Consider the following 22,766-nt stretch of genomic DNA (forward strand, 5'->3'; position numbering starts at 1 on the left):
ATAAACATGCCTCGCTGGGAGTACCTCACGACCCCCCTCATGATTCACAACACCGCCGCGATTCTCAACAACTGGGGATCGGACGGCTGGGAGCTCGTCCAGGTTGTCAACGGGCCGGAGGGTGGCCTCGTTGCGTACCTCAAGCGCCCGATCGCCGAGGCGAGCTAGTGTCGCGCATCGCCGACCGGCTCGCTGAACTCGGCTTCACGCTTCCGCCCGTTGCGGCGCCCGTCGCCGCCTACGTGCCTGCCGTCGTGCAGGGAAACCTCGTGTACACCTCGGGGCAGCTTCCGTTTGTCGGCGGCGCCCTGCCCGCGACCGGCAAGGTCGGCGCGTCCGTGTCCGCTGAGGATGCCCAGTCGTACGCGGCGACCTGTGCGCTCAACGCGCTTGCCGCTGCCGAGAGCGTGATCGGCTCACTCGACCGCGTCACCCAGGTGGTGAAGGTGACCGGGTTCGTGGCATCCGACCCCGCGTTCACGGGGCAGCCGGGTGTCATCAACGGTGCGTCGAACCTGCTCGGCGAGATCTTCGGTGAGTCGGGGATCCACGCGCGGTCGGCCGTGGGCGTCGCCGTGCTGCCCCTGGATGCGCCGGTCGAGGTGGAGCTGATTCTCGCGTTCGCGTAGTCGCCTCGGGTTGCCCTCGTGAGATAAGGACAAAGCGCCGAGATAAGGATGCCGTGGGCAGCGGCATCCTTATCTGGCGCTTTTTTCCTTGTCTGGCGCTCACCCCCCGTTCCTGAGAGCGGTGGCCTGCGACTCCTCAACAGCCCGCTTCTGGTCGTGGGTTGGCCACGAATCTGCCCTGGCCGGCGTGCCTGGGGATGCGTCCCGCAGGGTTGGGATATGGATCTTGAAGGCTGGCTCAACGCTCGAAACGGTATTGCACACCGTGCAGATGCCCTGTCTGCGGGCTTCACTGCGTACGTGGTCACAAACGCGCTGCACGCCGGCCGTGTGCGCGTCGTTCGACGCCAATGGCTTTACACAAGGACGTGCCAGGAGCCCATGCTCACGGCTGCTCGACTTGGGGCTCGCCTCACGTGCATTTCTGCCGCTCGCCAGCAGGGCTTGTGGACCATCGATGATGGCCGCACGCATCTGTCGGTGCAGCGAAACTCTGTCGTAAGGTCGGCTCCCGAGTTACGGCTGCATTGGGGCCGGCCGGTGATCCCGTCCGACAGGTTCGTTCTGGTCGAGCCGCTTGAGAACGTGCTTGGCCACGTCGCCGACTGCCAACCGTTCGAGAAGGCGATAGTGGTCTTCGACTCTGCAGTCCGGGCCGAGCTGGTAACCCACGCGCAATTAGCCCGCTGGAACCGACGGTCGAAAGCGTTTCGCAGGCTCGTGAAAGCGACGACTGAGTTCAGCGACTCTGGGATTGAAACGCTTCCCCGCGTTCGGCTTGAACGGCGGGGGATCGTCATGCGGCAACAGGTCGTCATAGACGGGCACCCGGTAGACGGCCTTATTGGCGACCGGCTTGTGCTCCAAATTGATGGCTACGGCCCCCATTCAGACCCGCAACGGCGTCGTCGGGACCTGGCCCAGGACGCTCGTCTCGTGCTGCTGGGTTATATCGTTCTCCGGTTCGACTATTACCGGGTCATGTACGACTGGGAATACGTTGAGCAGACCATTCTTGCGGCGATGGCGCAGGGGCTGCACCTTCTGCCGGCCGTCGCCTCGACCTGAGCTCAGGCTCCGCTCCACCTATAGGGCTCGACATAAGGAATTCGGCCCGAGATAAGGATGAAGTGGGAGCTTTCATCCTTATCTCGGGCCGTTGTCCTTGTCTCGCGCCGTCGTTCCGGGCTGACGCGGTAGCGGCTACTTCGCCGTCACCTGCCCCGTGATGATCTGCATCACCGTGGTGTCGGCGAGCGTCGTCGTGTCACCAATGTCGCGGCCCTCGGCGACATCCCGCAGCAGGCGCCGCATGATCTTGCCCGAGCGGGTCTTGGGCAGCTCGTTGACGACGAAGACGTCGCGGGGCCGCGCGATGGGTCCGATCTGCTCACCAACGTGCAACCTCAGCACAGCGGCGATGTCCTCGACGGCGGCAGACTCCTCGAGCATGCTCTCCTTGATGATGACGAAGGCGACAACGGCCTGCCCCGTCGTGTCATCGTGGGCGCCGACCACGGCAGCTTCAGCGGTGAACGCGTGGGCCACGAGCGCGGACTCGATCTCCGCGGTCGAGAGTCGGTGTCCGGAGATGTTCATCACGTCATCGACGCGTCCGAGCAGCCAGATGTCGCCGTCGTCGTCGAGCCGGGCGCCATCACCGGCGAAGTACAGGTTCTTGTCGCCGAACTTCTCCCAGTACGTTTCCTTGAACCGCTCTGGGTCGCCCCAGATGCCGCGGAGCATCGACGGCCATGGCTCCGTGACCACGAGCAGTCCGCCGTTGCCGCTGCCGACATGCGATCCGTCGTCGTCGACGACATCGATCGAGATTCCCGGGATCGGTACCTGGGCACTACCGGGCTTCGTCTCCGTCACGCCGGGCAGCGCTGAGATCATGATCGCCCCGGTCTCCGTCTGCCACCACGTGTCAACGATCGGCGCCAGCTTGTCACCGATGACCTTGCGGTACCACATCCACGCTTCGGGGTTGATCGGTTCGCCGACGCTTCCCAACAGGCGGATCGACGACAGATCGAATTTCTTCGGGATCTTCCGGCCAAGCTTCATGAACGAACGGATGGCGGTGGGCGCGGTATAGAAGGTCGTCACCTTGTACTTCTCGATGATTTCCCACCAGCGACCGGGGTGCGGTGTATCAGGAGTGCCCTCATACAGCACCTGCGTCGTGCCGTTCGCGAGCGGGCCGTAGACGACGTAGCTGTGGCCCGTGATCCAGCCGACGTCGGCGGTGCACCAGTACACGTCTGACTCTGGCTTGAGGTCGAACACCATCTTGTGGGTGAACGTGGACTGGGTGAGGTACCCACCCGAGGTGTGCAGGATGCCCTTCGGCTTACCGGTTGTGCCCGAGGTGTAGAGGATGAACAACGGGTTCTCGGCCGGGAACGGCTGCGCCTCGTGTTCGGACTCCGCCTTCGCCATTTCCTCGTGCCACCAGAGGTCGCGGTCGGTCCAGTCGACCTCGTTCTCGCCGCGCTTGACCACGAGCACGTTGGTGACCGTCTCCTGCGGGCCGAGGTCACCTCGTGCCTCGAGCGCGGCATCCACAGCGGGCTTCAGCGCACTGACCTTGCCCTTGCGCCAGCCGCCGTCGGCGGTGATGACGAGCTTCGCGCTCGCGTCGTCAACGCGAGAACGGATGCTGTCGGCGCTGAATCCGCCGAAGATCACCGAGTGCACGGCACCGAGCCGCGCGACGGCGAGCATCGAGATGACCGCCTCCGGGATCATGGGCAGGTAGATCGCGACCCGGTCACCCTGGCCAATGCCGAGCCCGGCGAGGACGTTCGCTGCGCGCTTGACCTCTTCGGTCAGCTCGGCGTAGGTCACAGTGCGGTTGTCACCCTGCTCGCCCTCCCAGTGGAACGCGACGCGGTCGCCGTTGCCGGCTTCGACGTGCCGGTCGAGGCAGTTGTAGGCCACGTTGAGCTGGCCGTCGTCGAACCACTTGGCGAATGGGGGGTTGGTCCAGTCGAGGGTCCGAGTGAACGGGGTGTTCCAGTGAAGCAACTCACGAGCCTGCCGTGCCCAGAACTCGAGTCGATCGGCCTTCGCTTCGTCGTAGAGCGCGGCAGTGGCGACAGCATTTTGCGAAAATTCTTCGCTCGGAGGAAACTTGCGGGTTTCATGCAGGAGGTTGTCGATTTGAGGATTCATGTTGTGGGTACTCGCTCCTTTGCGACGCGTGGTCCGGGTCACTTCTGTGTAACTCATACAGACTGTACCGCGAATGATCCCCGGTGGGCGGGAGCGCAAAATGGGGCAGGAATGGCCGGTCCACCCTTTGGGGGACTTTGGAGGCCTTTACCGCTTGCGCGCGGACCTATTCCGCGTACACTGGGCCTCGGCCGAATTCACAAATTCGATCATGCGGCGTGCGGATTATCCCCCAGTCCAGCGCCGCCAGTGGCGGCATCCATTTCCCCCGATGGATGCCGCTGCTCTCATTTTCACCGGGCACCGCGGAGCCGTCCATTCGCCCGGTTCCTCCACAGCCAGGGCGCCCGTGTGAGCTTTCCACAGGTGTCTGGCGCCAGCCACACCGGTGACCCGCCGTCACTAGCGTTCCGGTATGAATACCCGATTCGTCGCCGCTCCGGCTGAGCTTGCCGGGTACGCCGCGGGCACCCCTCCTCCTCCCATCGTCGGCTCCCGTTCCGACGACACGGAGGGTCAGGCGGGCTCGACCGGGGCCGTAGTTGCGAAAGATCGTTTCGTTCCGTCGGGCGCCGCGACTCAGCGTGGTCCGGGTCGGCTAAGCCCGCAGTGGCCGAGCGTTTCGAAAGCGGTGACGGTTCCCGTCCGTCTGGCGCGCCCCGACGGTCCACGTGAAGCCCCAGTCGGGCTCGTCGACGCGTCCCCCGACGTCGGCGGCCCGGCTGGCCCGCGATCTGCGGCCGGTCCAGCTGGCCCGGCTAGTCGAGCTGGGCCGGCTGCAACAGCAGCCCGCCTCAGACTGAGCCTAGCTGCCGAATTCGGTGCGCTCGGAGGGTTTCTGGTCGAGGACGCGGTCACCGACGTCTTTATTAACGGTGAGCGCGGTGGCCTGTGGGTCGACCGCGGCGACGGGCTCCAGAGAGACGGGACCCTGACGCTCACCGAGCGAGAGGTTCGCGAGCTCGCGGTGCGGTTGATCGGGCTCGGCGGGCGCCATATCGACGAGGCAACGCCATGCGTCGACGTCAGGCTGCCCGGAGGCGTGAGGGTGCACGCCGTCCTGCCACCGGTTTCGGTCTCAGGAACCCTGGTCAGCATCCGCGTGCCCCAGGTGCGGCGGCTGGATCTCACCGAGCTGGGTGCGGCGGGCATGTTCGACAGCGACACGGCTCTCGAACTCGCCACGGCGGTCAGGGAGCGCACCAACCTCCTCCTCACCGGCGCGGCAGGCACGGGTAAGACCACGTTGCTCGGTGCGATGCTCGCGAGCGCACCCCCGAGTGAACGCATCGTCGCCATTGAAGATGTCGCTGAACTCGGGGTGAACCACCCTCACTTCGTCTCGCTCGAATCGAGGCAGCCCAATCTGGAGGGGGCCGGTGCGATCAGCATGGACCGACTCGTCAGGGAGGCGCTGAGGATGCGCCCCGACCGGCTGGTGGTGGGGGAGTGCCGGGGTGCGGAGGTGCGCGAATTGCTCGCCGCCTTGAACACGGGCCACGACGGCGGCGCCGGCACACTCCACGCCAACTCGCTGGCGGATGTTCCTGCACGGATCGAGGCTCTTGGCGCCCTTGCGGGAATGACAACGGATGCCGTCGCCAGGCAAACGGTGAGCGCCATCGGTCTGGTCATCCACCTGGAGCGAGTCGATGGGGTGCGTCGGGTCGCACGTCAGGGGCGTTTTGCCCTCGATGAAGGCGGGCGGCTCACCATCAGTGAGGTGCCCGCGTGACAGACCCGACGCCGGGGGTTGAACGCATCGCGGCGATCACCGAGCGACTGGCCGTGCTGCTCGGTGCCGGAGTCACGCCCGCAGCGGCATGGCAGTACCTCGCGGAGTCCCAGGCGCGCGCCACAGGCCCTCCCGGCGCCGATCCCGTCCCCGAGGTGGTCGCGGCTGCCGCACTGGCTGCCAGGGACGGCATCGACGTGCCGACAGCGATCGTCGAGGCGTCGCCGGAGGGACCGGACGGCCACGCCTGGCGGGCCGTCGCAGCAGCATGGGCCGTCGCCATCGGGACCGGCGCGCGGCTGGCGCCGTGCCTGACCCAACTGGCCCGGTCACAACTCGCGCTCGGCCAGGCGCAACGCGACATCGATGCCGCTCTCGCTGGCCCCAGGGCCACCTCGAGGTTCGTGACCGTCCTTCCGGCTGTCGGCCTTCTCTTTGGTTCGGTGCTCGGCTTCGACACCTTCGGCACGTTGTTCACAACGACGCCCGGTCTCGTGTGTCTGGTGGCAGGCAGCATCCTCACCGTCCTCTCGTGGCGGTGGTCGAACCGGATGGTGAACCGGGCGCTCCCTGTTACGAGCGCACCCGGACTCGAAATCGACCTGCTGGCCATCGCGTTGTCGTCGGGTGCGTCCGTTCAGCGCTCTCGATCCGCGGTGAGCGAGGCGCTCGAAAAATGTGGTCTGAATACGACGGATGCCCCGGCGCGGTCAGTCGACGGGGCTGCCGCTGCCGCTGCCGATGCGGATGCGAATGCCGATGCCGATGCCGATGCGGATGCGAATGTGGGGACGGAGGCGAGTTCTGCCGGCCGGGTGGCGTCGCGGCGCCGGAGTATCACCCGGGTCACCCACCGAACCGGTGATGAGAACACGGCGGCGGCCATCGAGGATGTCCTTGCGCTCTCGCGCGCGGCCGGCATCCCGGCCGCAGAACTCCTGATCGGTGAGGCCTCGCGATTGCGGCGCGATGCCCGGTCAGAAGCACAGCGTGCCGCGGCCGCCCTGGGCACCCGGCTCATGATTCCGCTCGGGCTCTGCATCCTTCCCGCTTTCATGTTGGTCGGCGTCGTGCCCGTTTTGCTGAGTGTGCTGTCCTCCACAGTGTCGGGGTTCGGGTGAAGCGTCCACGAGGTCTGAGTCCAGTCGTTACAGGCCCTGACGCCGCAGAACGATTGAAGCCAACACACTCAGCATCCCCGCGATGCGGAAGGAGAACACAATGATCACGGCGCGGCAGGCATCCGGCCAGGAACCCTCTGGCACAGGCCCGGCGAGGGCGCGGCGCCCTCTTGAGCGGTGGCGGGCAGTTCGAGCGCGACTCGGTGATGACGAAGGTGCGGCGACGGCGGAGTACGCGATCGCCACCATGGCTGCCGTCGGTTTCGCGGGATTGCTTGTCGTCATCATGAGGTCGGATGAGGTCAGGACCATCCTGACCGACCTGGTGCGGCGCGCGCTCACTTTTAACGGGTAGCTGCGGTGAATACCGGGATGAGGGCGGGCCGCCGCGCAGACGGCCAGACCGGAAGCGTGACGGCGGAGTTCGCCGTGGCGCTTCCCGCCGTCATTCTCGTGCTGGCGGGGTGCCTTGGGGCGGTCCAGGTGGCGTCACAGCAGGTCCGGTTGTCGGATGCCGCCGCCGACGCGGCCCGCACCCTCGCCCGCGGCGATTCGGTCGATACTGCCAGCGCTCGGGTTTCACGGGTAGCTGGCGCCGCCGCGATGACGACGTCGACGACGGGAGACTTCGTCTGCGTCGAGCTCAGCGCACCGGCGGGGATCGGCCCGGCGGTGCTCGCCGGAATCCGGGTACGGGCATCCGGTTGTGCCCTCGCCGGCGGACTGTGACGGGAGCCGTTGAGTGAAGGAGCAGGAAGGTTGCAGACGCTCGCAAGGGGACACGCGTCGTCGGACCGGCAGGGAGGAAGGGAGCGGGTCGATTCTTGTCATCGCGCTTGCGGCATCCGTGTTGCTCCTGACCGGACTGGCTCTTCCGCTCAATCAGGCACTGACCGTGAGGCAGCAGGTGGCCAACGCGGCAGACGCGGCGGCGCTCGCCGCAGCCGATACAGCGTCCGGTGTCGTCGCAGGGATCCCGTGCGAGAACGCGGCGGAGGCCGCGCGGCTCAATGGTGCAGCCCTGCGCGAGTGCACCGTCGAGGGGGTTGAAGCCCGCGTGACAGCCACCCGGTCCGTTCTCGGGTTGACCGTGAGCGTCGCCTCGCGGGCGGGGCAACCACCCGAGGGTGCAGGCGCTGGGCGGGGTCCACCCGGGTAGCGGTGGCGGGCGTTGGGTAGCGGGCGGCACCACTCAGCCAGGACCACTCAGCCAGGCGAGCCGCCGGCTGTCACCGAGCGAGGGGTGCCCCGGTTAGCGGGAGGAGGGAGGCGTTGACGCGGACGAACGGATGTTGAAGGGCGAACCAGGGCGGACGAACGGATGTTGAGGGGCGAAACCAGAGCTGACGAGAAGCTGAAAGGGGCTGGTGTCCCACTGCGGCCCGGGCGATACTCGGTCGAAACGGCAGAGTCCGTGCACAGGTCGAGGAAAGGAAACCCACGATGGCCGCTCTTGTCACCCCCGTGGACCCACTGGAATTACATCAGAACCCGGCGTTTGCCCAGGGCATGATCGCCCCAGCCGGGCGGATGCTGTATGTCGGTGGACAGAACGGCGCCGACAGCTCGGGTGCGCTCCTGACCGGCCTCGGTGCGCAAACCGAGCAGGCGCTGCACAACCTGATTGCCGTGCTCAACGAAGGCGGAACCGGGCCTGAGAACGTGGTCAAGTTGACCATCTACCTTGCCACCGGTGTCGACCCGCACGAGGCATATGCAGCGACCGGAGCGGTCTGGGGCGACCGCAGAACGGCGATCACCGTACTCGCGGTATCGCCGGCCAGGCAAGATGCGCTCGTAGAGATCGACGCGATCGCCGCGATACCGTAGCTCGCTCAACCGGCTAGACCCGTGGCGCAGTTAAACCCGTGGCGCCGGTTCAGACTCTTGGCGTCAGTTGTACCTGCGCCAGTGGTTGGTCCGGTTCGCAAACTCGTCCCGTTCCCGGGACGAGCTCAGGATTCCGTTGCGTCGTCGAAGTTGGTCGTCAGGTACCGATAGTTCACGGCACTGGGGCGATCGGAGTCCTCGGCCTCGAACTCCTGGCCCGCCGTGCGTGCATAGACATAGGTCTTGCCGCCGTGCGCGGCGATTTCGACAGTCGGACGGGGGTCGCCCGACTCGAGGAAATCGGCGGCCAGGGTCTTGCCCTCCAACGGCCCATCGGTGAGTTTTGCGGTGTAATTGCCCGTCGAGGATGCGCTCATAGAGCCATTCTGCTCTTTCCCTTTATCTTTTCAAGAGGCGAAGGTGCTTCTTCACGACGCGCCCGATGCGTCTCCGGCGGCGCCGGGGATTAGGTGTCCCCCAGCAAAGGGTGTGTATGGTGTGCACGACGAAAGGAGTCGGGTGCCAGGCACAAAAAAGCTGGTCATTGTTGAGTCACCGACCAAAATGAAGTCCATCGCCGGATACCTCGGCGAGGGCTATGAGGTACTGAGTTCCGTGGGACACATTCGTGATCTCGCCGAGCCGAAAAACCTCCCGGCTGAACTCAAGAAGGGCGCGTTCGGCAAGTTTGCCGTCGACGTCGACAATGACTTCGAGCCCTACTACGTGGTCTCCGACAATAAGAAGAAGACGGTGGCAGAGCTCAAGCGAGCGCTGAAGAACGCCGACGAACTCCTGCTCGCGACTGATGAGGACCGCGAGGGTGAAGCCATCGCGTGGCACCTGCTCCAGGTCCTGCAGCCCAAGGTTCCGGTGAAGCGCATGGTGTTCCACGAGATCACCAAGGACGCAATTCTCGCCGCGAAGGACAACACCCGCGACCTCGACGTCGCCCTCGTCGACGCGCAGGAGACCCGACGAATCCTCGACCGTATATATGGGTATGAAATTTCACCCGTTCTGTGGCGCAAGGTCGGCCCGAGCCTCTCGGCTGGTCGTGTCCAGTCCGCTGCCACCCGCCTGATCGTCGACCGCGAACGTGAGCGCCTCGCGTTCACCGCCGCCCAGTACTGGGACCTCACGGCCCAAGCCGCTCCCGACGCCGATGCCACCCACTTCGAAGCGCGACTCGTCCGCCTCGACGGGCAGCGTGTTGCCACCGGTCGCGATTTCGATGACACCGGAAAGCTGACGAGCAAGGCTGTACCGCTCGACGAGCAGGCCGCGCAGGCCGTCGCCGCAGCACTGGCCAGCCCCGCGGCATCCGCTGTCGTCTCCAAGGTCGAGTCGAAGCCGTACTCGCGTCGTCCAGCCGCACCGTTCACCACGTCGACCCTGCAGCAGGAAGCGGCGCGCAAGCTGCGCTTCTCCGCACGCCAGACCATGAGTGTCGCCCAGTCTCTGTACGAGAACGGGTACATCACCTACATGCGAACCGACTCGCCGTCGCTCTCGAGCCAGGCGATCAAGGCGGCCCGCGACCAGGCCACCGCCCTCTACGGCGCCGACACGATCCCTGACAAGCCGCGCATCTATGCGGGCAAGAACAAGAGCGCGCAGGAGGCGCACGAGGCCATCCGGCCGTCCGGTGATACCTTCCGTACGCCGGCATCGCTGTCCTCGAGCCTTCGCGGCCAGGACTTCAAGCTCTACGAGCTGATCTGGAAGCGCACCGTCGCCAGCCAGATGGCCGACGCCAAGGGCCAGACCGCGACGGTGACCATCGAGGCGCAGGCAGACGGCAAGACCGCCGAACTGACAGCATCCGGAACCGTCATCACCTTCCGCGGATTCCTCCACGCCTACGAAGAAGGCCAGGACGAGGAACGCAATGCGAGCGACAACGCTGCCCGTGAAGCGAAGCTCCCCCCGCTGACCCAGGGCCAGAAGCTGATCCTCACCGACGTCGAGGCCAAGGGGCACGAGACCTCGCCGCCCCCGCGCTACACGGAGGCAAGCCTCGTCAAGACGCTCGAAGAGCTGGGTATCGGTCGCCCGTCGACGTACGCACAGACCATCGCGACGATCACTGACCGTGGGTACGTGACCGCGCGCGGCCAGGCGCTCATCCCGTCGTGGATCGCGTTCAGCGTGATCCGTCTGCTCGAGGAGCACTTCACCGACCTCGTCCAGTACGACTTCACGGCCGAGATGGAAGAAGACCTCGACCGCATCGCCGGTGGAGAGCAGGACCGCACCGAGTGGCTCAAGTCCTTCTATTACGGTGGCGGTGACCACCGAGGCCTTCGCAAGGTGGTCGACAACCTCGGTGAGATCGACGCGCGCGAGATCAACTCGCTCCGGCTCAGCGACACCGTGACGATCCGGATCGGCAAGTACGGCCCTTACCTTGAAGTGACGGATGCCTCGGCGCCGGCGCAGGAGGACGGGTCGCCAGCTGTTCCTCGACGCATCAACATCCCCGAAGACCTGGCCCCTGACGAGCTCACACTCGCCAAGGCCCAGGAACTCATCGACGCCCCGGTGCTCACCGACCGCGTCATCGGAGTGAACCCGGAGAACGGCAAGGAAATCCTCGCCAAGGACGGCCGGTTCGGGCCGTACGTGACCGAGGTCGAGCCAGAGCCCGAGGTAGCCGAGGAGAAGGTCGACCTCACCACCGGTGAAGTGACCGATGCTCCGAAGAAGAAGGCACCGGCGAAGAAGAAAGCCGCAGCGGTCAAACCGCGGACGGCATCCCTCTTCAAGTCGATGTCGCTGGATTCGATCGACCTCGACACGGCGCTCAAGCTGCTCGACCTGCCGCGCGTCGTCGGAGTCGACCCGGAATCCGGTGAGGAGATCACCGCGCAGAACGGGCGGTTCGGTCCGTACCTGAAGAAGGGCACCGACTCCCGGTCGCTCGAGAACGAAGACCAGATCTTCGAGATCGAACTGCCGGCGGCGCTCGAGATCTTCGCGCAGCCGAAGTACGGCAACCGCCGTGCGTCGAGCGCGCTCAAGGAATTCGAGGCGGACCCGGTCAGCGGCAAGCCGATCAAGGTGAAGGACGGCCGATTCGGACCGTACGTCACCGACGGCGTCACGAACGCGACAATTCCGAAGGCCGAGTCGGTCGAGGAGGTCGACTTCGACCGCGCGGTCCAGTTGCTCGCAGACAAGCGTGCCAAGGGTCCTGCGGCTCCGCGCAAGAAGGCTGCTGCGAAGAAGCCTGCCGCCAAGAAGCCCGCTGCGAAGAAGCCCGCTGCCAAGAAGGCGACGACGACAGTGAAGAAGCCGACAGCCGCGGCAGCTGCGAAGGCAGCGGCCGCGTCGAAGACCGGAGTGTCGACAAAGACAGCGGCTGCCAGGAAGCCTGCCGCGAAGAAGACCGCCGGCGCTGCTTCGGCAACCGCTGAGTAATGGCGGCATCAGACGGATACCCCGGGCTGTTCATCACCCTCGAGGGTGGTGACGGCTCGGGCAAGTCGACGCAAGCCGCCGAGCTCGAGTCGTGGTTGCAGGAACAGGGGCGCGTCGTTGTGCGCACCCGTGAACCTGGCGGCACCGACTTCGGTGTCGAGGTGCGGGAGATCGTGCTGCACCACCGTGGCGACATCACCCCACGGGCAGAGGCGCTGCTCTACGCGGCAGACCGTGCGCACCACATAGCGACGAAGGTGCGGCCGGCTCTCGAGCGCGGCGAGGTGGTCCTCCAGGACCGCTACATCGACTCCTCTCTCGCCTATCAGGGCGCTGGGCGCGAGCTCGGCATCGACGAGGTCCGGCAACTGTCGATGTGGGCGACCGGGGGGCTGCTGCCCGATCTCACCGTTCTGCTCGACCTTAACGAAGACGCCGCACGGCTTCGGCTCGACGCGTCCCGTACTCGGTACGACCGGCTCGAAGCGGAGAAGTCGGCGTTCCATCGTCGCGTGCGCGAGGTCTACCTCGAGCTGGCTGCGGCGGAACCTGAGCGATTTTTGGTGCTGGATGCCACGGCATCCGTCGCATCGCTCGCCGAGAGCATCCGGTCACGGGTGTCGACGCTCCTCTAGCTGCCACGCACCGCCTCGCTCCGTCCGTGGGAGGGGCTGTCAGTCGCCACAGGTAGGCTGGGACCATGGCCACCTGGGATGACGTCATTGGGCAGGGCGACGCTGTATCGCTCCTGCGCGACGCCGCATCCGACCGCGGAGGTGACTCTCACGGGTCGATGACCCACGCGTGGCTGATCACCGGTCCGCCGGGGTCAGGGCGCTCAAACCTCGCATACGCGTTCGCCTCGGCACTGCTCAGTTCCGAGCCCGACGGCGACCCGGTCACCTCGAGGCAGGTCGACGCCCGGACGCATCCCGATCTCACAGTCCTCTCCACGTCGAACGTCATCATCAAGATCGACGAGGTCCGCGAACTCGTACGCAGTTCGCAGTTCTCGCCGGCCATCGGCCGGTACCGCGTCATGGTGATCGAAGATGCCGACCGTATGGCCGAGCGGACCTCGAACGTGCTGCTCAAGGCACTCGAAGAGCCACCGGAGCGCACGGTCTGGGTGCTGTGCGCGCCCAGCGAGGCCGACCTCATCCCCACAATCAGGTCACGGGTTCGTGCGGTCCGCCTGCGGGTGCCGTCGGTTGACGAGGTCGCCGCACTCATCACCCGCCGCGACGGTGTTGACGCTGAGACCGCCGAGCGCGCCGCCCGGCTGGCTCAGAGTCATGTGGGCATGGCGCACCGGTTGGCGACGGATGCTGGCGCCCGCGAGAGGCGCAACGAAACGCTTACGGCCGCCCTCGGCATCCGCAGCGTGTCTGATGCCGTGCGCGCCGCTGCCCGCATGATGGAGATCGCCGGAGACGACGCGAAGGCGTTCACCGAGCAAAAGGATGCCGAGGAGCGGGAGCACGCGCTGCGCTCGCTCGGTGTCGAGCCGGGCCAGAACCTGCCGCCCGCGCTTCGATCGCAGATCCGTTCGCTCGAAGACGACCAGAAGCGCCGTGCGACCCGCAGCCTCCGCGACGGGATCGACAGGATCCTCGTCGACCTGCTGTCGCTCTACCGCGACATCATCATGCTGCAGCTCGGCCGGAGCGAAACCGTCATCAACCGCGAACTCCTCGACCAGCTCGAGGAGGCGGGTGAAGCCAGGACGCCGGCCGAGACGATGGCGACGATGGATGCCATCCAGCAGACGCGGCGCCGCATCGAGGGCAACGTTGCACCGGCCCTCGCCCTCGAGGCCATGCTGGTGACGGCGATCCGATGACCGCCCCGGCGGCACCGAGCACGGCAGCGACACCGAACACAACAGCGACACCGACCACAACAACGGCACCGACCAGGCGGAGATGACTCGAGTGACAGATCCACAGCGACGCGGCGGGCTGCGTCAGGCACACACCGGCAGGAAGGTCGCGGGCATTGTGGCTCTGACTGTCGCGCTTGTGATGACGATGAGCGGATGCGTGACCGCATTCTTCCCCGACACCCAGCCCGGCAGCGTTTCAACTTCGACGCCGAACACGGAAGACGTGGCGGAGAACCTGCGCGAGTTCTACGGACAAAACGTGGTCTGGTCGAACTGCGAGCGTGCGTTCGAGTGCGCAACCGTCGCTGCGCCGATGGACTGGGAAAACCCGGAAGACGGCGAGATCGAACTCGCTCTGATCCGGCAGCAGGCATCCGGGAACGCCATCGGTTCGCTCTTCGTCAACCCCGGCGGGCCGGGAGCCTCCGGGTACGAATTCGTGCGCGACTCGGTGGATTACGCCACGGACAGCAGGCTCCAGGAACGATTCGACATCGTCGGGTTCGACCCACGCGGTGTCGGGCGATCCACGCCCGTCACCTGCCTCGACGCCGAGGAGATGGACGAGTACCTCTACGGGCTCGCAAACTCCGAGCGTGGCAGCGAGGCCTGGATCGACGAGCTTGAAGCGAGTTCCAAGGAGTATGGCGACGCCTGCGCCGCGAACACGGGGGAGTCCCTCGAATTCACCGACACGGTCAGCGCCGCGCGAGACCTCGACCTGATGCGCGCCGTGCTCGGAGACGAGAAGCTCTATTACCTCGGCTACTCCTACGGAACGTTCCTCGGCGCTACCTACGCCGAGCTGTACCCGGAGAAAGCCGGCCGGCTCGTGCTCGATGGCGCCGTCGACCCCTCGAGCAGCATCTTCGAGGTCAACCTCACCCAGGCCAAGGGCTTCGAGAGCGCGCTTCGCGCCTATCTCGAGGACTGCCTCGGCACCTCGGAATGCCCGTTCAGCGGAACCGTTGACGAGGCGATGGCCACCATCGGTGCCCTGCTCACCTCGGTCGACGCGTCCCCGATCAAAAACACCGATGGTCGCATGCTCGGCGCGAACAGCCTGCTCACCGCCATCATCTACCCCCTGTACTCGCCCGGGTCCGGCTGGCCGCTGCTCAGCGAGATGTTCGCGGACGTCATGAGCGGCAGCGCCGAATACGCGTTCTCCTTCGCGGATGCCTACAACGGCAGAAACGAAGACGGCACCTATCGCGACAACTCCACTGAGGCATTCAGCGCGTACAACTGCCGGGATTACACCTACGACGACGACCCCGCAAAGATGGCGGAGGAAGCCGCAGCACTCGCTGAGGCCGCACCGACCATCGGGCCGTTCTTCGGTTACGGAGACATCAGCTGCGTAAACTGGCCATACCCCGACGGCGCAGAGCGCAAGAAGATCACCGCTGAGGGTGCGCCCCCGATTCTCGTCGTCGGTACGACCAACGACCCCGCAACACCGTACGTCTGGGCTGAAGCGCTCGCCGAGCAGCTGGAGAGCGGCGTTCTCGTGACCTACGAGGGCGAGGGGCACACCGGGTACAACAAGGGCAGCGAGTGCGTGAACTCGGTCGTCGACGACTACCTGATCTCCGGTGAGGTGCCGACGGAGGACCCCAAGTGCTCCTGACGTGGTCGTGACTGCCCCGAAGAGGCTGTAAGATCGATAGCTGTGTGCGTCGCATCCGTTCGCGGAAGCGGAACACGCCGCCTTAGCTCAGTCGGCAGAGCGTTTCACTCGTAATGAAAAGGTCGTGGGTTCGATTCCCACAGGCGGCTCCACACAGAAACAGGGATCGAGGCTTCGGCTTCGGTCCCTGTTTTCGTTCTCTGTGGATGCCGACGGGCCAGGGTGGGCCGGTCGGCGCGGGACAGTGGTCCCGCTCGTCGCATGACCCCCAAAGGGTGGTCTATCGACCCGGAGCATCCCCCTGCTACCGTCGAACCAAGCTCGCAAACCCTTCGGGGTTGGCGCGCTCCCGACTGTGCCCCCAATCGGGAGCCCCTCCAGTCGCCATCCGGCGGTGGGAGGGGCCTTTTTCTTGGCCGATCGGGCAAATCTCCCTTGCCCGGAGTCAGCCTAGAACAGCCCTACCGGTAAACCCAGTCCCCTGTGCGGGGGACCGACGGTGCCGCGGTCTGCGCGTGGTCGCCGTCCCGGAAACCGCAGCGCCAGCATCCGCTCTCCGTGTCAGAGGTCCGCGAGCCCGAATTATCTCCCCGGGTCGGATTGCCGCCAGTAGGGTAGAGCCGTGACTACAACTGGGCTCCGCTGGGGCATTCTCGGACCGGGCGGCATCGCCAAGGCATTCGCATCAGACCTCGCTCTCCACAACTTCACGCTCCAGGCCGTCGGTTCTCGACGTCTCGACACCGCGCGGGAGTTCGCCGAGCAGTTCGACATCCCGAACGTGCACGGAAGCTATGAGGACCTCGTCGCCGACCCCGAGGTCGATGTCATCTACATCGCCACTCCTCACCCGTTCCACGCGGAGCAGGCCCTTCTTGCCCTCGACGCCGGCAAGCACGTGCTCGTCGAGAAGCCCTTCACGCTCAACAAGCCCGAAGCCGAAGCGGTCGCCGATCGCGCACGCGAGCGCGGTCTCGTCGTGATCGAGGCCATGTGGACCCGATTCCTGCCGCACATGATTCGCATCCGCGAGGTCATCGAGTCCGGCGCCATCGGCGAGGTGCACTCGATCATCGCCGACCACACGCAGGACCTCCCCGACGACCCGGAGCACCGGATCAACGACCTGGCGCTCGGTGGAGGCGCCCTGCTCGACCTCGGAATCTACCCGATCTCGTTCGCGAACGATCTGTTCGGAACCCCGGATACGGTGCAGGCATCCGCAACGTTCAAAGCCACGGGCGCCGACGCCAGCGTCGCAACGCTGTTCGGCTACGGCGACAAGCGCATCGCGACCACGCTGTCGGCGAGCGACACCAAGGGTCCGAATGTGGCGAGCATCATCGGTACCGAAGGGCGCATTGACATTGACGCGGTCTGGTACACCCCCACGTCCTTCACCGTCTATGACGCCGCCAGCACCGTGACCGAGACGTACCAGTCGGCGGTGACCGGTCGCGGCATGCACTTCCAGGCCGCAGAGCTGGAGCGCGTCGTCGCCGCGGGGGAGTTGGAGAGTCCTCTCATTCCGCTCGACGAGACGGTCGCCATCATGGGAACCCTCGACGAGATTCGCCGCCAGATCGGCTTGGCCTACCCCGGCGAGTAACCAACTGCAATAACCAAACGGATGCCGTCCTGCGCGCAAACGTCGGAGGCAGCTAAAATGCCCGGGTGCGTGAAAAACCACCGAGCGACAACCCGGGCTCAGGCGACGACGACGGCCAGGCCGCGCCAGCCGCGCCCGGGATGCCTTCGGTGGGCGGGGACGACGTGAACCCGGGCGACGTGGACCCGGACGAGGCGAACCCGGGCGACGTGGACCCGGACGAGGTGAACCCGGGCGACGCTGACCCCGGCGATCGGGACTGGACGCTCAGCGGGGACGACGACGAGGCCGGCTGGTTGCTCAGCGATTCCGAACCGATCGATGACGAATTGCTCGGCACCCGGTCAGAGGACGACGCGAAGCGCCCCGAAGACGCGCTAATGGACGAACCACCGTTGACGGCTGAAACGGCAACGGTCGTGGCGATCCCGCCGGTGGCCGCAGCCTCCTCCGTCGGGGCAGGCCTGATCACCGGACCCGACGACCAGACACCCGTGGCGACCGGCACGGCGGCAGCGGAGTCGCCCCAGCCGCTCACCCACCGGGCAGGCGGGATCGGGGCGCTGTTCGCCCGGCAGCCGAGGGTGTGGATGATCGCCGCGTCGGTCGCTGCCTTCGCCGTTGTGGGCTCGGGCGCTGTCGCCCTCGGGGCCGCGGTCGCGACCCCCGGGACGTCGGCGCCGTTCGCCATCGTCGACGAATCGGCGAGTCCGAGCCCGACAGCAACCACCCCACCGCCGCGCCCGCTCCCCGCGACCGAGCTGCCGGCATCCGCTCTTCGCAGCTGTTCGGTAGCTGGCCTCCTCGGAGACACCCGTTTCGGCACGCTTCAGGCCCAGGTCCTCAACGCGGCGACCGGTGAACTCCTGTTCGAGCGCGACCCGTCCACGGCATCGCAGACCGCGAGTTCGATGAAGGTGCTCACGGCCGCGGCGGCTCTCAGCGTGCTGGGCCCGGACTTCCGCGCGTCAACGCGGGTGGTCGCCGGAACTGAGCCGGGCACGATCGTGCTCGTCGGCGGCGGTGACCTCACCCTGACCCGGCTGCCAACGGGCCAGGAGCCGGTCTACACCGGAGCCGCGCACCTCGACGAGCTCGCGTCGAAGGCCAAAGCAGCCTATGAGGCCGCGAACCCTGGCACCCCGGTTGAAAAGATTGTGCTCGACTCCGGCTACTTCACCGGGAAGACCTGGGGAGACACCTGGCCTGCCACCGAGCGCGGGGCCGGCTGGCTGTCGCACATCACTGCACTCCAGGTCGACGCGGACAGGGCCGACCCGCAGGTCTTTCTCTCACCGCGCGGCGAGGACCCGATCGGCCGGGCCGGCAGCGCGTTCGCCTCGTATTTTGACAATGTGCCCACCGAACTGGGCACGGCGCCCGCCGGTGCCGTTGAACTGGCGTCCGTCTCCTCCCAGCCGCTCTCCGTACTGATCCCGCAGGCGCTGATCCCCTCGGACAACTCCCTCGCGGAGATGATCGGGAGGCACCTGGCGATCGCCCTGGGGCTTGGCAGCAGTATCGACGCGATGGCGGCGGCGATTCCGCAGGGCCTGGCGAAGTACGGCATCGATACCTCCGCACTTCGCACCGCCGACGCCTCGGGAATGAGCCGCAATAACGCTGTGCCGCCCGAGTACTTCACCAAACTGTTCCTGAAGATCCACGCGGGGGAGGGCAACCTGGCCATCATCCGTGACGGTCTCCCCGTTGCAGGGGAGTCAGGCACCCTCGACTACTCGAACCGGTTCTTCGGCGCCAACGCGGTGGCTCGCGGACACGTCCGGGCGAAGTCCGGGTCGATCTCGAGCGCGTATACCCTGACGGGAATGATCGACGCCGCCGACGGCTCGACGCTCATCTTCGCCATTTACGCGACGGGCAAGGTCGGTGCCGGCGCCAGGACGGCGATCGACACTCTCACCACCGGTTTCTACAAGTGCGGCGCGAACCTCTCCAACACGTAGGGCGACTGCCGTCGCGTCGTTTCGGGAGGAAATTCCGGGGGTCGAGGTGCTGTGCGGGGTCGGGCCCCACATTTCTCCGCCTGAAGTGGCGGCAGAGCCGTCCGGGCGGGGTCGGTGGCGGCGGCGCGCGCGCCTGTCCAACATGTTGGACGGGCTGTTACGTCGTTTACGTTGGACGGGTGCTGTTACGTCGTCTACGTGGGGCGGATGCCGTCGCGTCGTCTACGTGGGGCGGATGCCGCCACGTCGTTTCGGGAGGAAATTCCGGGGGTCGAGGTGCTGTGCGGGATTGGCCGCCGCGATTCTCCGCCTGAAGTGGCGGCAGAGCCATCGTGGTGGGGTGAGCGGCCCCCGACCTGAGTACGCTGGCGTAGACCAGTCGAACACCCACGTAAACCAGTCGAACACCGAAGCGGAGGAGCGATGACCAAAGCACTGTTCATCATCGATGTGCAGAACGACTTCACCGAGGGCGGTGCGCTCGGGGTCGACGGGGGAGCGGCTGTCGCGGCCGACACCTCCCGCTACCTCGAGCGGGCGGCGGACGATTACGCGCTCGTCATCGCGAGTCGTGACTGGCACGACCCTGATTCTGACAATGGCGGACACTTCGCGGCCAGTGGAACCGACCCGGACTACGTGACCACGTGGCCGGCACACTGCGTCGCCGGTACCGCGGGTGCCGACTATCACCCGGCGCTTGACCTTTCCCACGTGACGATGCACGTGAAAAAAGGCCAGGGCGAACCGGCGTACTCGATCTATGACGGCGAGGTGGAGGGCGGAGCGTCCGACGGCGCGGGCATCTCAGCCGTGCTCGACGAGCACGGGGTCACCGAGGTCGATGTCGTGGGGATCGCCACCGACTACTGCGTGCGTGCGTCGGTACTCGACGCCATCGAGCACGGGCGGCATGTGCGAGTGTTCACCGACCTCATCGCCGGGGTCGGTCGCGAGTCGAGCGACGCTGCGCTCATCGAGATGGGCCACCTCGGAGCGGAACTCGCCTCGAGCGATGCCGGTTAGGGCGTCCACCACGGACGGAGGGGCAGCGTGTCCGACGACGAACGGTCGTTCGGCCTGACCGCGAGCACCTGATGCAACTGGATCCCGCCGCTTTCGAAGGCGAGACGGGAGCCGGCCATATACAGGCCCCATACCTTTGCGGTCGGAAGCCCCACCTCTGCGACCGCCGCGTCCCAGTTGTCGACCAGGTTCGCGCACCAGTCCCGCAGTGTCATCGCGTAGTGCGGGCGGAGGTTCTCCTCGTGCAGTACCTCCAGACCGGCATCCTGTGCCTCGACGATGATCCGACCTGAGCCGGTGAGCTCTCCGTCAGGAAACACGTACCGGTCGATAAAACCGTGTGCTGAGGCTTCCGATTTGTTGTCAGGCCTCGTGATGCAGTGGTTGAGCAACAGGCCGCCAGGACGCAGCCTCGACTGCAGGAAGCTGAAGTAGGCGGCGTAGTTGCGCACGCCGATGTGTTCCAGCAGTCCGATCGACGACACCGCGTCGAAGCCCGTCTCTGTGACATCGCGGTAATCGCCGTAACGGACCTCAGCGAGGTCGCCAATGCCTTCTTCTGCGATCGCCCGTTGGGCCCACGAGGTCTGCTCCGCAGACAGCGTCACCCCGGTTGCCCTGACACCGCGGCGGGCGGCATAACGGACCATTCCGCCCCACCCGCAGCCCACGTCGAGCAACCTGTCACCGGGCTTCAGACGTAGTTTTTCGAACACCAGCCGGTACTTGTTCTCCTGTGCCTCGTCGAGAGTCGCATCGGGACGCGGGTAGCACGCGCAGGTGTACGTCATGGAGGGTCCGAGCACCCACTCGTAGAAGGTGTTCGAGACGTCGTAGTGGTGGTGGATCGCCTCGGCGTCGCGGCCCTTGCTGTGCCGGATGCCCCCGGCGACGCGGCGCCACCTCGCCGGAATCTCCTCCGGCGGCGGAGCGACGGGCCGCAGGTGCTCGACGCCGATGGACCGCACCACCTGCGCCATCACCCGCGGCGCCGGCAGTTTGAAGACCAGCGCGTCGGCGAGGGCCTTGAGCAGTTCGTACGGATCCCCGGGATGCACCCCGTGAACATCGAGATCGCCGCCGATGTAGGCCCTGGCGAGGCCGAGGTCTCCTCGTCCCGTGGCCAGATAGGTGGTGCCGCGCGGCGTTTTCAGTTCCAGCCCGAGCGCGGCATCCGGTGGCCCGGCCGAACTCCCGTCGTACGCGGTGAACCGAAGCGGAAGCCGTCCGCCCGCGAAAATCTCCAGAATTTCAGCGAGCGTCAGCCTGTCGTTCTTCTGGGTCGTTTCCGGCGTACCTTCGTGTACCGTCGTCATCGTCGTTGCACCGCCTTCTGATAGAGGTCGAGGAGTCGTGAGTCCGGGTCGTAGCGCCTTTTCGCCTCGCGATAGGTCTCGCCACCGTAGAGGTCGTCGAACTCCTGTCGGGAGTAGTACGAGTCCGAGTACAGCGACTTGTGTCCGTCGAACTGGTCGACCGTCCGTTCGATGAGGCGGTTCGTTTCCCCCTCGCTCGAACCGACCGGGACCGCGGACCAGAAACCGACGTTGACGTACGACTCACCTGGCCTGATCGGATAGAGCGGCCAGCCCGTATCGTCGCGCAGGGTCAACGGGCACAGCCAGACCGGGGAGATGGGCACCGCCCTGAGGAACCACTCCAGGAAGTCAGCGGATCGGTCAATCGGTACTTCCACGTCCTGCACAACACGTTCGAGCGGTGGGCGCCCCTTGAGGCTTTCGAGGCGATTTCCGATGTCGAACCGTCGCTCGAGTTTCATCAGCGCGCCGTAGCTGCTGCTGCGGCGGTAGCGCCGGGGCCAGAGACGCCTGACGAACGGATGCTGGACGCCGAACGCGGCGGAGCACCAGAACCAGTCGGCATCCCACCGCCACAGGTAGTCGGAGGTGGTGAGCCGATCGTGGGTGACGCCGCTGGCGTGCTGGATCGAACGATAGTAGATGCGCTGCCCGGTGTAGTCGCTCACCGGGCCGGGGGCCGCGGTCTGTGCGCCCAGACACAGGTAGCTTTCGTTCGCGCTGAAGACGACGCCGTCAAGGTAGTCGACGGTGGCGCCGTCGAACTCTCGGGTTTCGGTGATTCGCCGCATCGTTGCCACCAGGTCAGCGATGGAGTCGAACCGCACATGCCGGAGCGCGATGAAGGGCTGCACGCTCTCGAGTTCGATGCGGAGGCGTACCGCATAGCCGAGGGTGCCGTACGAGTTCGGGAACGCGCGGTACAGATCCGCGTTCTCGGCCGGAGACGCGGTGAGCAGTTCGCCGGAACCGGTGAGGATGTCCAGCTCGAGCACGGACTCGTGCGGGAGGCCGTTGCGGAATGACGTCGACTCGATCCCGAGACCGGTGACGGCGCCACCGAGGGTGATGGTTTTGAGCTGTGGCACCACGAGGGGTGCGAGGCCGAAGGGCAGTGTCGCCTTGAGGAGATCCTCATAGGTGCACATGCCGGCCACATCGGCGGTTCGCACGAGGGGATCGACGGCGATGACGCCGGTCAGTCCCGACGTGTCGAGCCCAGTGCTGCCTGTCCTGTCGCGCGTCCGGAAGAGGTTGGACGTGGGTTTGGCGAGCCGTACGGTTGCCGTGGGCGGGAGCGCCCGATAGCTCTGCAGAAGCCGCTCGACGCCCATGGCGTGAGCGTCCCGTGCGTCGGTGGCGGTAACGGACACGCCCTCACGCTACTCCGCAGAGTGTCGCGAGGCGAC

The 22,766-nt window shown here is 66.1% G+C and carries 20 protein-coding genes and 1 tRNA gene; 17 read left to right on the plus strand and 4 right to left on the minus strand.

Going from position 1 to position 22,766, the window contains the following annotated elements:
- Positions 1 to 6 precede the first annotated feature (6 nt).
- The 3 genes from sp36 (at position 7) to AC1X6S_RS09295 (ending at position 1,697) form a co-directional block, all read left to right on the plus strand.
- Positions 7 to 168 (plus strand): Sp36 family protein, encoded by a 162-nt coding sequence (sp36, locus tag AC1X6S_RS09285; RefSeq protein ID WP_483405465.1) that lies wholly within the window; start codon positions 7 to 9, stop codon positions 166 to 168.
- Positions 168 to 629, plus strand: coding sequence for a RidA family protein (locus AC1X6S_RS09290; protein WP_483405466.1), 462 nt, complete (start codon positions 168 to 170; stop codon positions 627 to 629). Before sp36 ends, AC1X6S_RS09290 begins: the two co-directional genes overlap by 1 nt.
- Positions 630 to 848: 219 nt before the next feature.
- Positions 849 to 1,697, plus strand: a complete 849-nt coding sequence (locus AC1X6S_RS09295) for an endonuclease domain-containing protein (RefSeq protein ID WP_483405467.1) — start codon at positions 849 to 851, stop codon at positions 1,695 to 1,697.
- Positions 1,698 to 1,832: 135 nt separating this feature from the next.
- Here AC1X6S_RS09295 and acs read toward each other — a convergent pair whose 3' ends face one another.
- Positions 1,833 to 3,809 carry an acetate--CoA ligase gene (gene acs, locus AC1X6S_RS09300; RefSeq protein ID WP_483405468.1) on the minus strand — a complete coding sequence of 659 codons (1,977 nt, stop codon included), beginning with the start codon at positions 3,807 to 3,809 and terminating at the stop codon, positions 1,833 to 1,835.
- 415 nt (positions 3,810 to 4,224) lie between these two features.
- Between acs and AC1X6S_RS09305 the strand changes: the two genes are divergently transcribed.
- The 6 genes from AC1X6S_RS09305 to AC1X6S_RS09330 all read left to right on the plus strand — a co-directional run bounded on the left by AC1X6S_RS09305 (position 4,225) and on the right by AC1X6S_RS09330 (position 8,495).
- Positions 4,225 to 5,544, plus strand: coding sequence for a TadA family conjugal transfer-associated ATPase (locus AC1X6S_RS09305; RefSeq protein WP_483405469.1), 1,320 nt, complete (start codon positions 4,225 to 4,227; stop codon positions 5,542 to 5,544).
- Positions 5,541 to 6,665, plus strand: coding sequence for a type II secretion system F family protein (locus AC1X6S_RS09310; protein ID WP_483405470.1), 1,125 nt, complete (start codon positions 5,541 to 5,543; stop codon positions 6,663 to 6,665). The genes AC1X6S_RS09305 and AC1X6S_RS09310 overlap by 4 nt, the downstream gene beginning before the upstream one ends.
- A 100-nt stretch (positions 6,666 to 6,765) precedes the next feature.
- The gene (locus tag AC1X6S_RS09315) at positions 6,766 to 7,020 is read left to right on the plus strand and encodes a DUF4244 domain-containing protein (protein WP_483405471.1); all 255 of its coding nucleotides are present in this window, start codon (positions 6,766 to 6,768) and stop codon (positions 7,018 to 7,020) included.
- A gap of 17 nt (positions 7,021 to 7,037) precedes the next feature.
- Entirely contained in the window at positions 7,038 to 7,394 is a 357-nt protein-coding gene (locus AC1X6S_RS09320) for a TadE family type IV pilus minor pilin (protein ID WP_483405472.1), read from the plus strand.
- 13 nt (positions 7,395 to 7,407) lie between these two features.
- Entirely contained in the window at positions 7,408 to 7,824 is a 417-nt protein-coding gene (locus tag AC1X6S_RS09325) for an Rv3654c family TadE-like protein (RefSeq protein WP_483405473.1), read from the plus strand.
- Positions 7,825 to 8,108: 284 nt separating this feature from the next.
- The gene (locus AC1X6S_RS09330) at positions 8,109 to 8,495 is read left to right on the plus strand and encodes a RidA family protein (RefSeq protein WP_483405474.1); all 387 of its coding nucleotides are present in this window, start codon (positions 8,109 to 8,111) and stop codon (positions 8,493 to 8,495) included.
- Between the two features lie 125 nt (positions 8,496 to 8,620).
- Here AC1X6S_RS09330 and AC1X6S_RS09335 read toward each other — a convergent pair whose 3' ends face one another.
- On the minus strand, positions 8,621 to 8,872 hold the full coding sequence (locus AC1X6S_RS09335) for a hypothetical protein (RefSeq protein WP_483405475.1): 252 nt from the start codon (positions 8,870 to 8,872) through the stop codon (positions 8,621 to 8,623).
- 142 nt (positions 8,873 to 9,014) lie between these two features.
- Between AC1X6S_RS09335 and topA the strand changes: the two genes are divergently transcribed.
- The 8 genes from topA (at position 9,015) to AC1X6S_RS09375 (ending at position 20,038) form a co-directional block, all read left to right on the plus strand.
- Complete coding sequence (gene topA, locus AC1X6S_RS09340; RefSeq protein ID WP_483405476.1) at positions 9,015 to 11,918, plus strand: type I DNA topoisomerase; 2,904 nt, start codon at positions 9,015 to 9,017, stop codon at positions 11,916 to 11,918.
- On the plus strand, positions 11,918 to 12,553 hold the full coding sequence (gene tmk, locus AC1X6S_RS09345; RefSeq protein WP_483405477.1) for a dTMP kinase: 636 nt from the start codon (positions 11,918 to 11,920) through the stop codon (positions 12,551 to 12,553). Before topA ends, tmk begins: the two co-directional genes overlap by 1 nt.
- A 65-nt stretch (positions 12,554 to 12,618) precedes the next feature.
- Positions 12,619 to 13,761, plus strand: coding sequence for a DNA polymerase III subunit delta' (locus AC1X6S_RS09350; protein ID WP_483405478.1), 1,143 nt, complete (start codon positions 12,619 to 12,621; stop codon positions 13,759 to 13,761).
- A gap of 82 nt (positions 13,762 to 13,843) precedes the next feature.
- Entirely contained in the window at positions 13,844 to 15,436 is a 1,593-nt protein-coding gene (locus AC1X6S_RS09355; protein ID WP_483405479.1) for an alpha/beta hydrolase, read from the plus strand.
- A gap of 76 nt (positions 15,437 to 15,512) precedes the next feature.
- A tRNA-Thr gene (locus tag AC1X6S_RS09360) sits at positions 15,513 to 15,588 on the plus strand.
- Positions 15,589 to 16,058: 470 nt separating this feature from the next.
- Entirely contained in the window at positions 16,059 to 17,045 is a 987-nt protein-coding gene (locus AC1X6S_RS09365) for a Gfo/Idh/MocA family protein (RefSeq protein WP_483405480.1), read from the plus strand.
- Positions 17,046 to 17,110: 65 nt separating this feature from the next.
- The gene (locus tag AC1X6S_RS09370) at positions 17,111 to 19,012 is read left to right on the plus strand and encodes a D-alanyl-D-alanine carboxypeptidase/D-alanyl-D-alanine-endopeptidase (RefSeq protein ID WP_483405481.1); all 1,902 of its coding nucleotides are present in this window, start codon (positions 17,111 to 17,113) and stop codon (positions 19,010 to 19,012) included.
- Positions 19,013 to 19,435: 423 nt separating this feature from the next.
- Positions 19,436 to 20,038, plus strand: a complete 603-nt coding sequence (locus AC1X6S_RS09375; RefSeq protein ID WP_483405482.1) for an isochorismatase family protein — start codon at positions 19,436 to 19,438, stop codon at positions 20,036 to 20,038.
- Here the strand turns inward: AC1X6S_RS09375 and AC1X6S_RS09380 are convergent.
- Positions 20,035 to 21,354 (minus strand): class I SAM-dependent methyltransferase, encoded by a 1,320-nt coding sequence (locus AC1X6S_RS09380; protein ID WP_483405483.1) that lies wholly within the window; start codon positions 21,352 to 21,354, stop codon positions 20,035 to 20,037. The two genes, AC1X6S_RS09375 and AC1X6S_RS09380, sit on opposite strands and share 4 nt — an antisense overlap.
- Entirely contained in the window at positions 21,351 to 22,730 is a 1,380-nt protein-coding gene (locus AC1X6S_RS09385; protein ID WP_483405484.1) for an FAD-binding oxidoreductase, read from the minus strand. Before AC1X6S_RS09385 ends, AC1X6S_RS09380 begins: the two co-directional genes overlap by 4 nt.
- Positions 22,731 to 22,766 lie beyond the last annotated feature (36 nt).

Source organism: Mycetocola sp. Y442, from assembly GCF_056898615.1.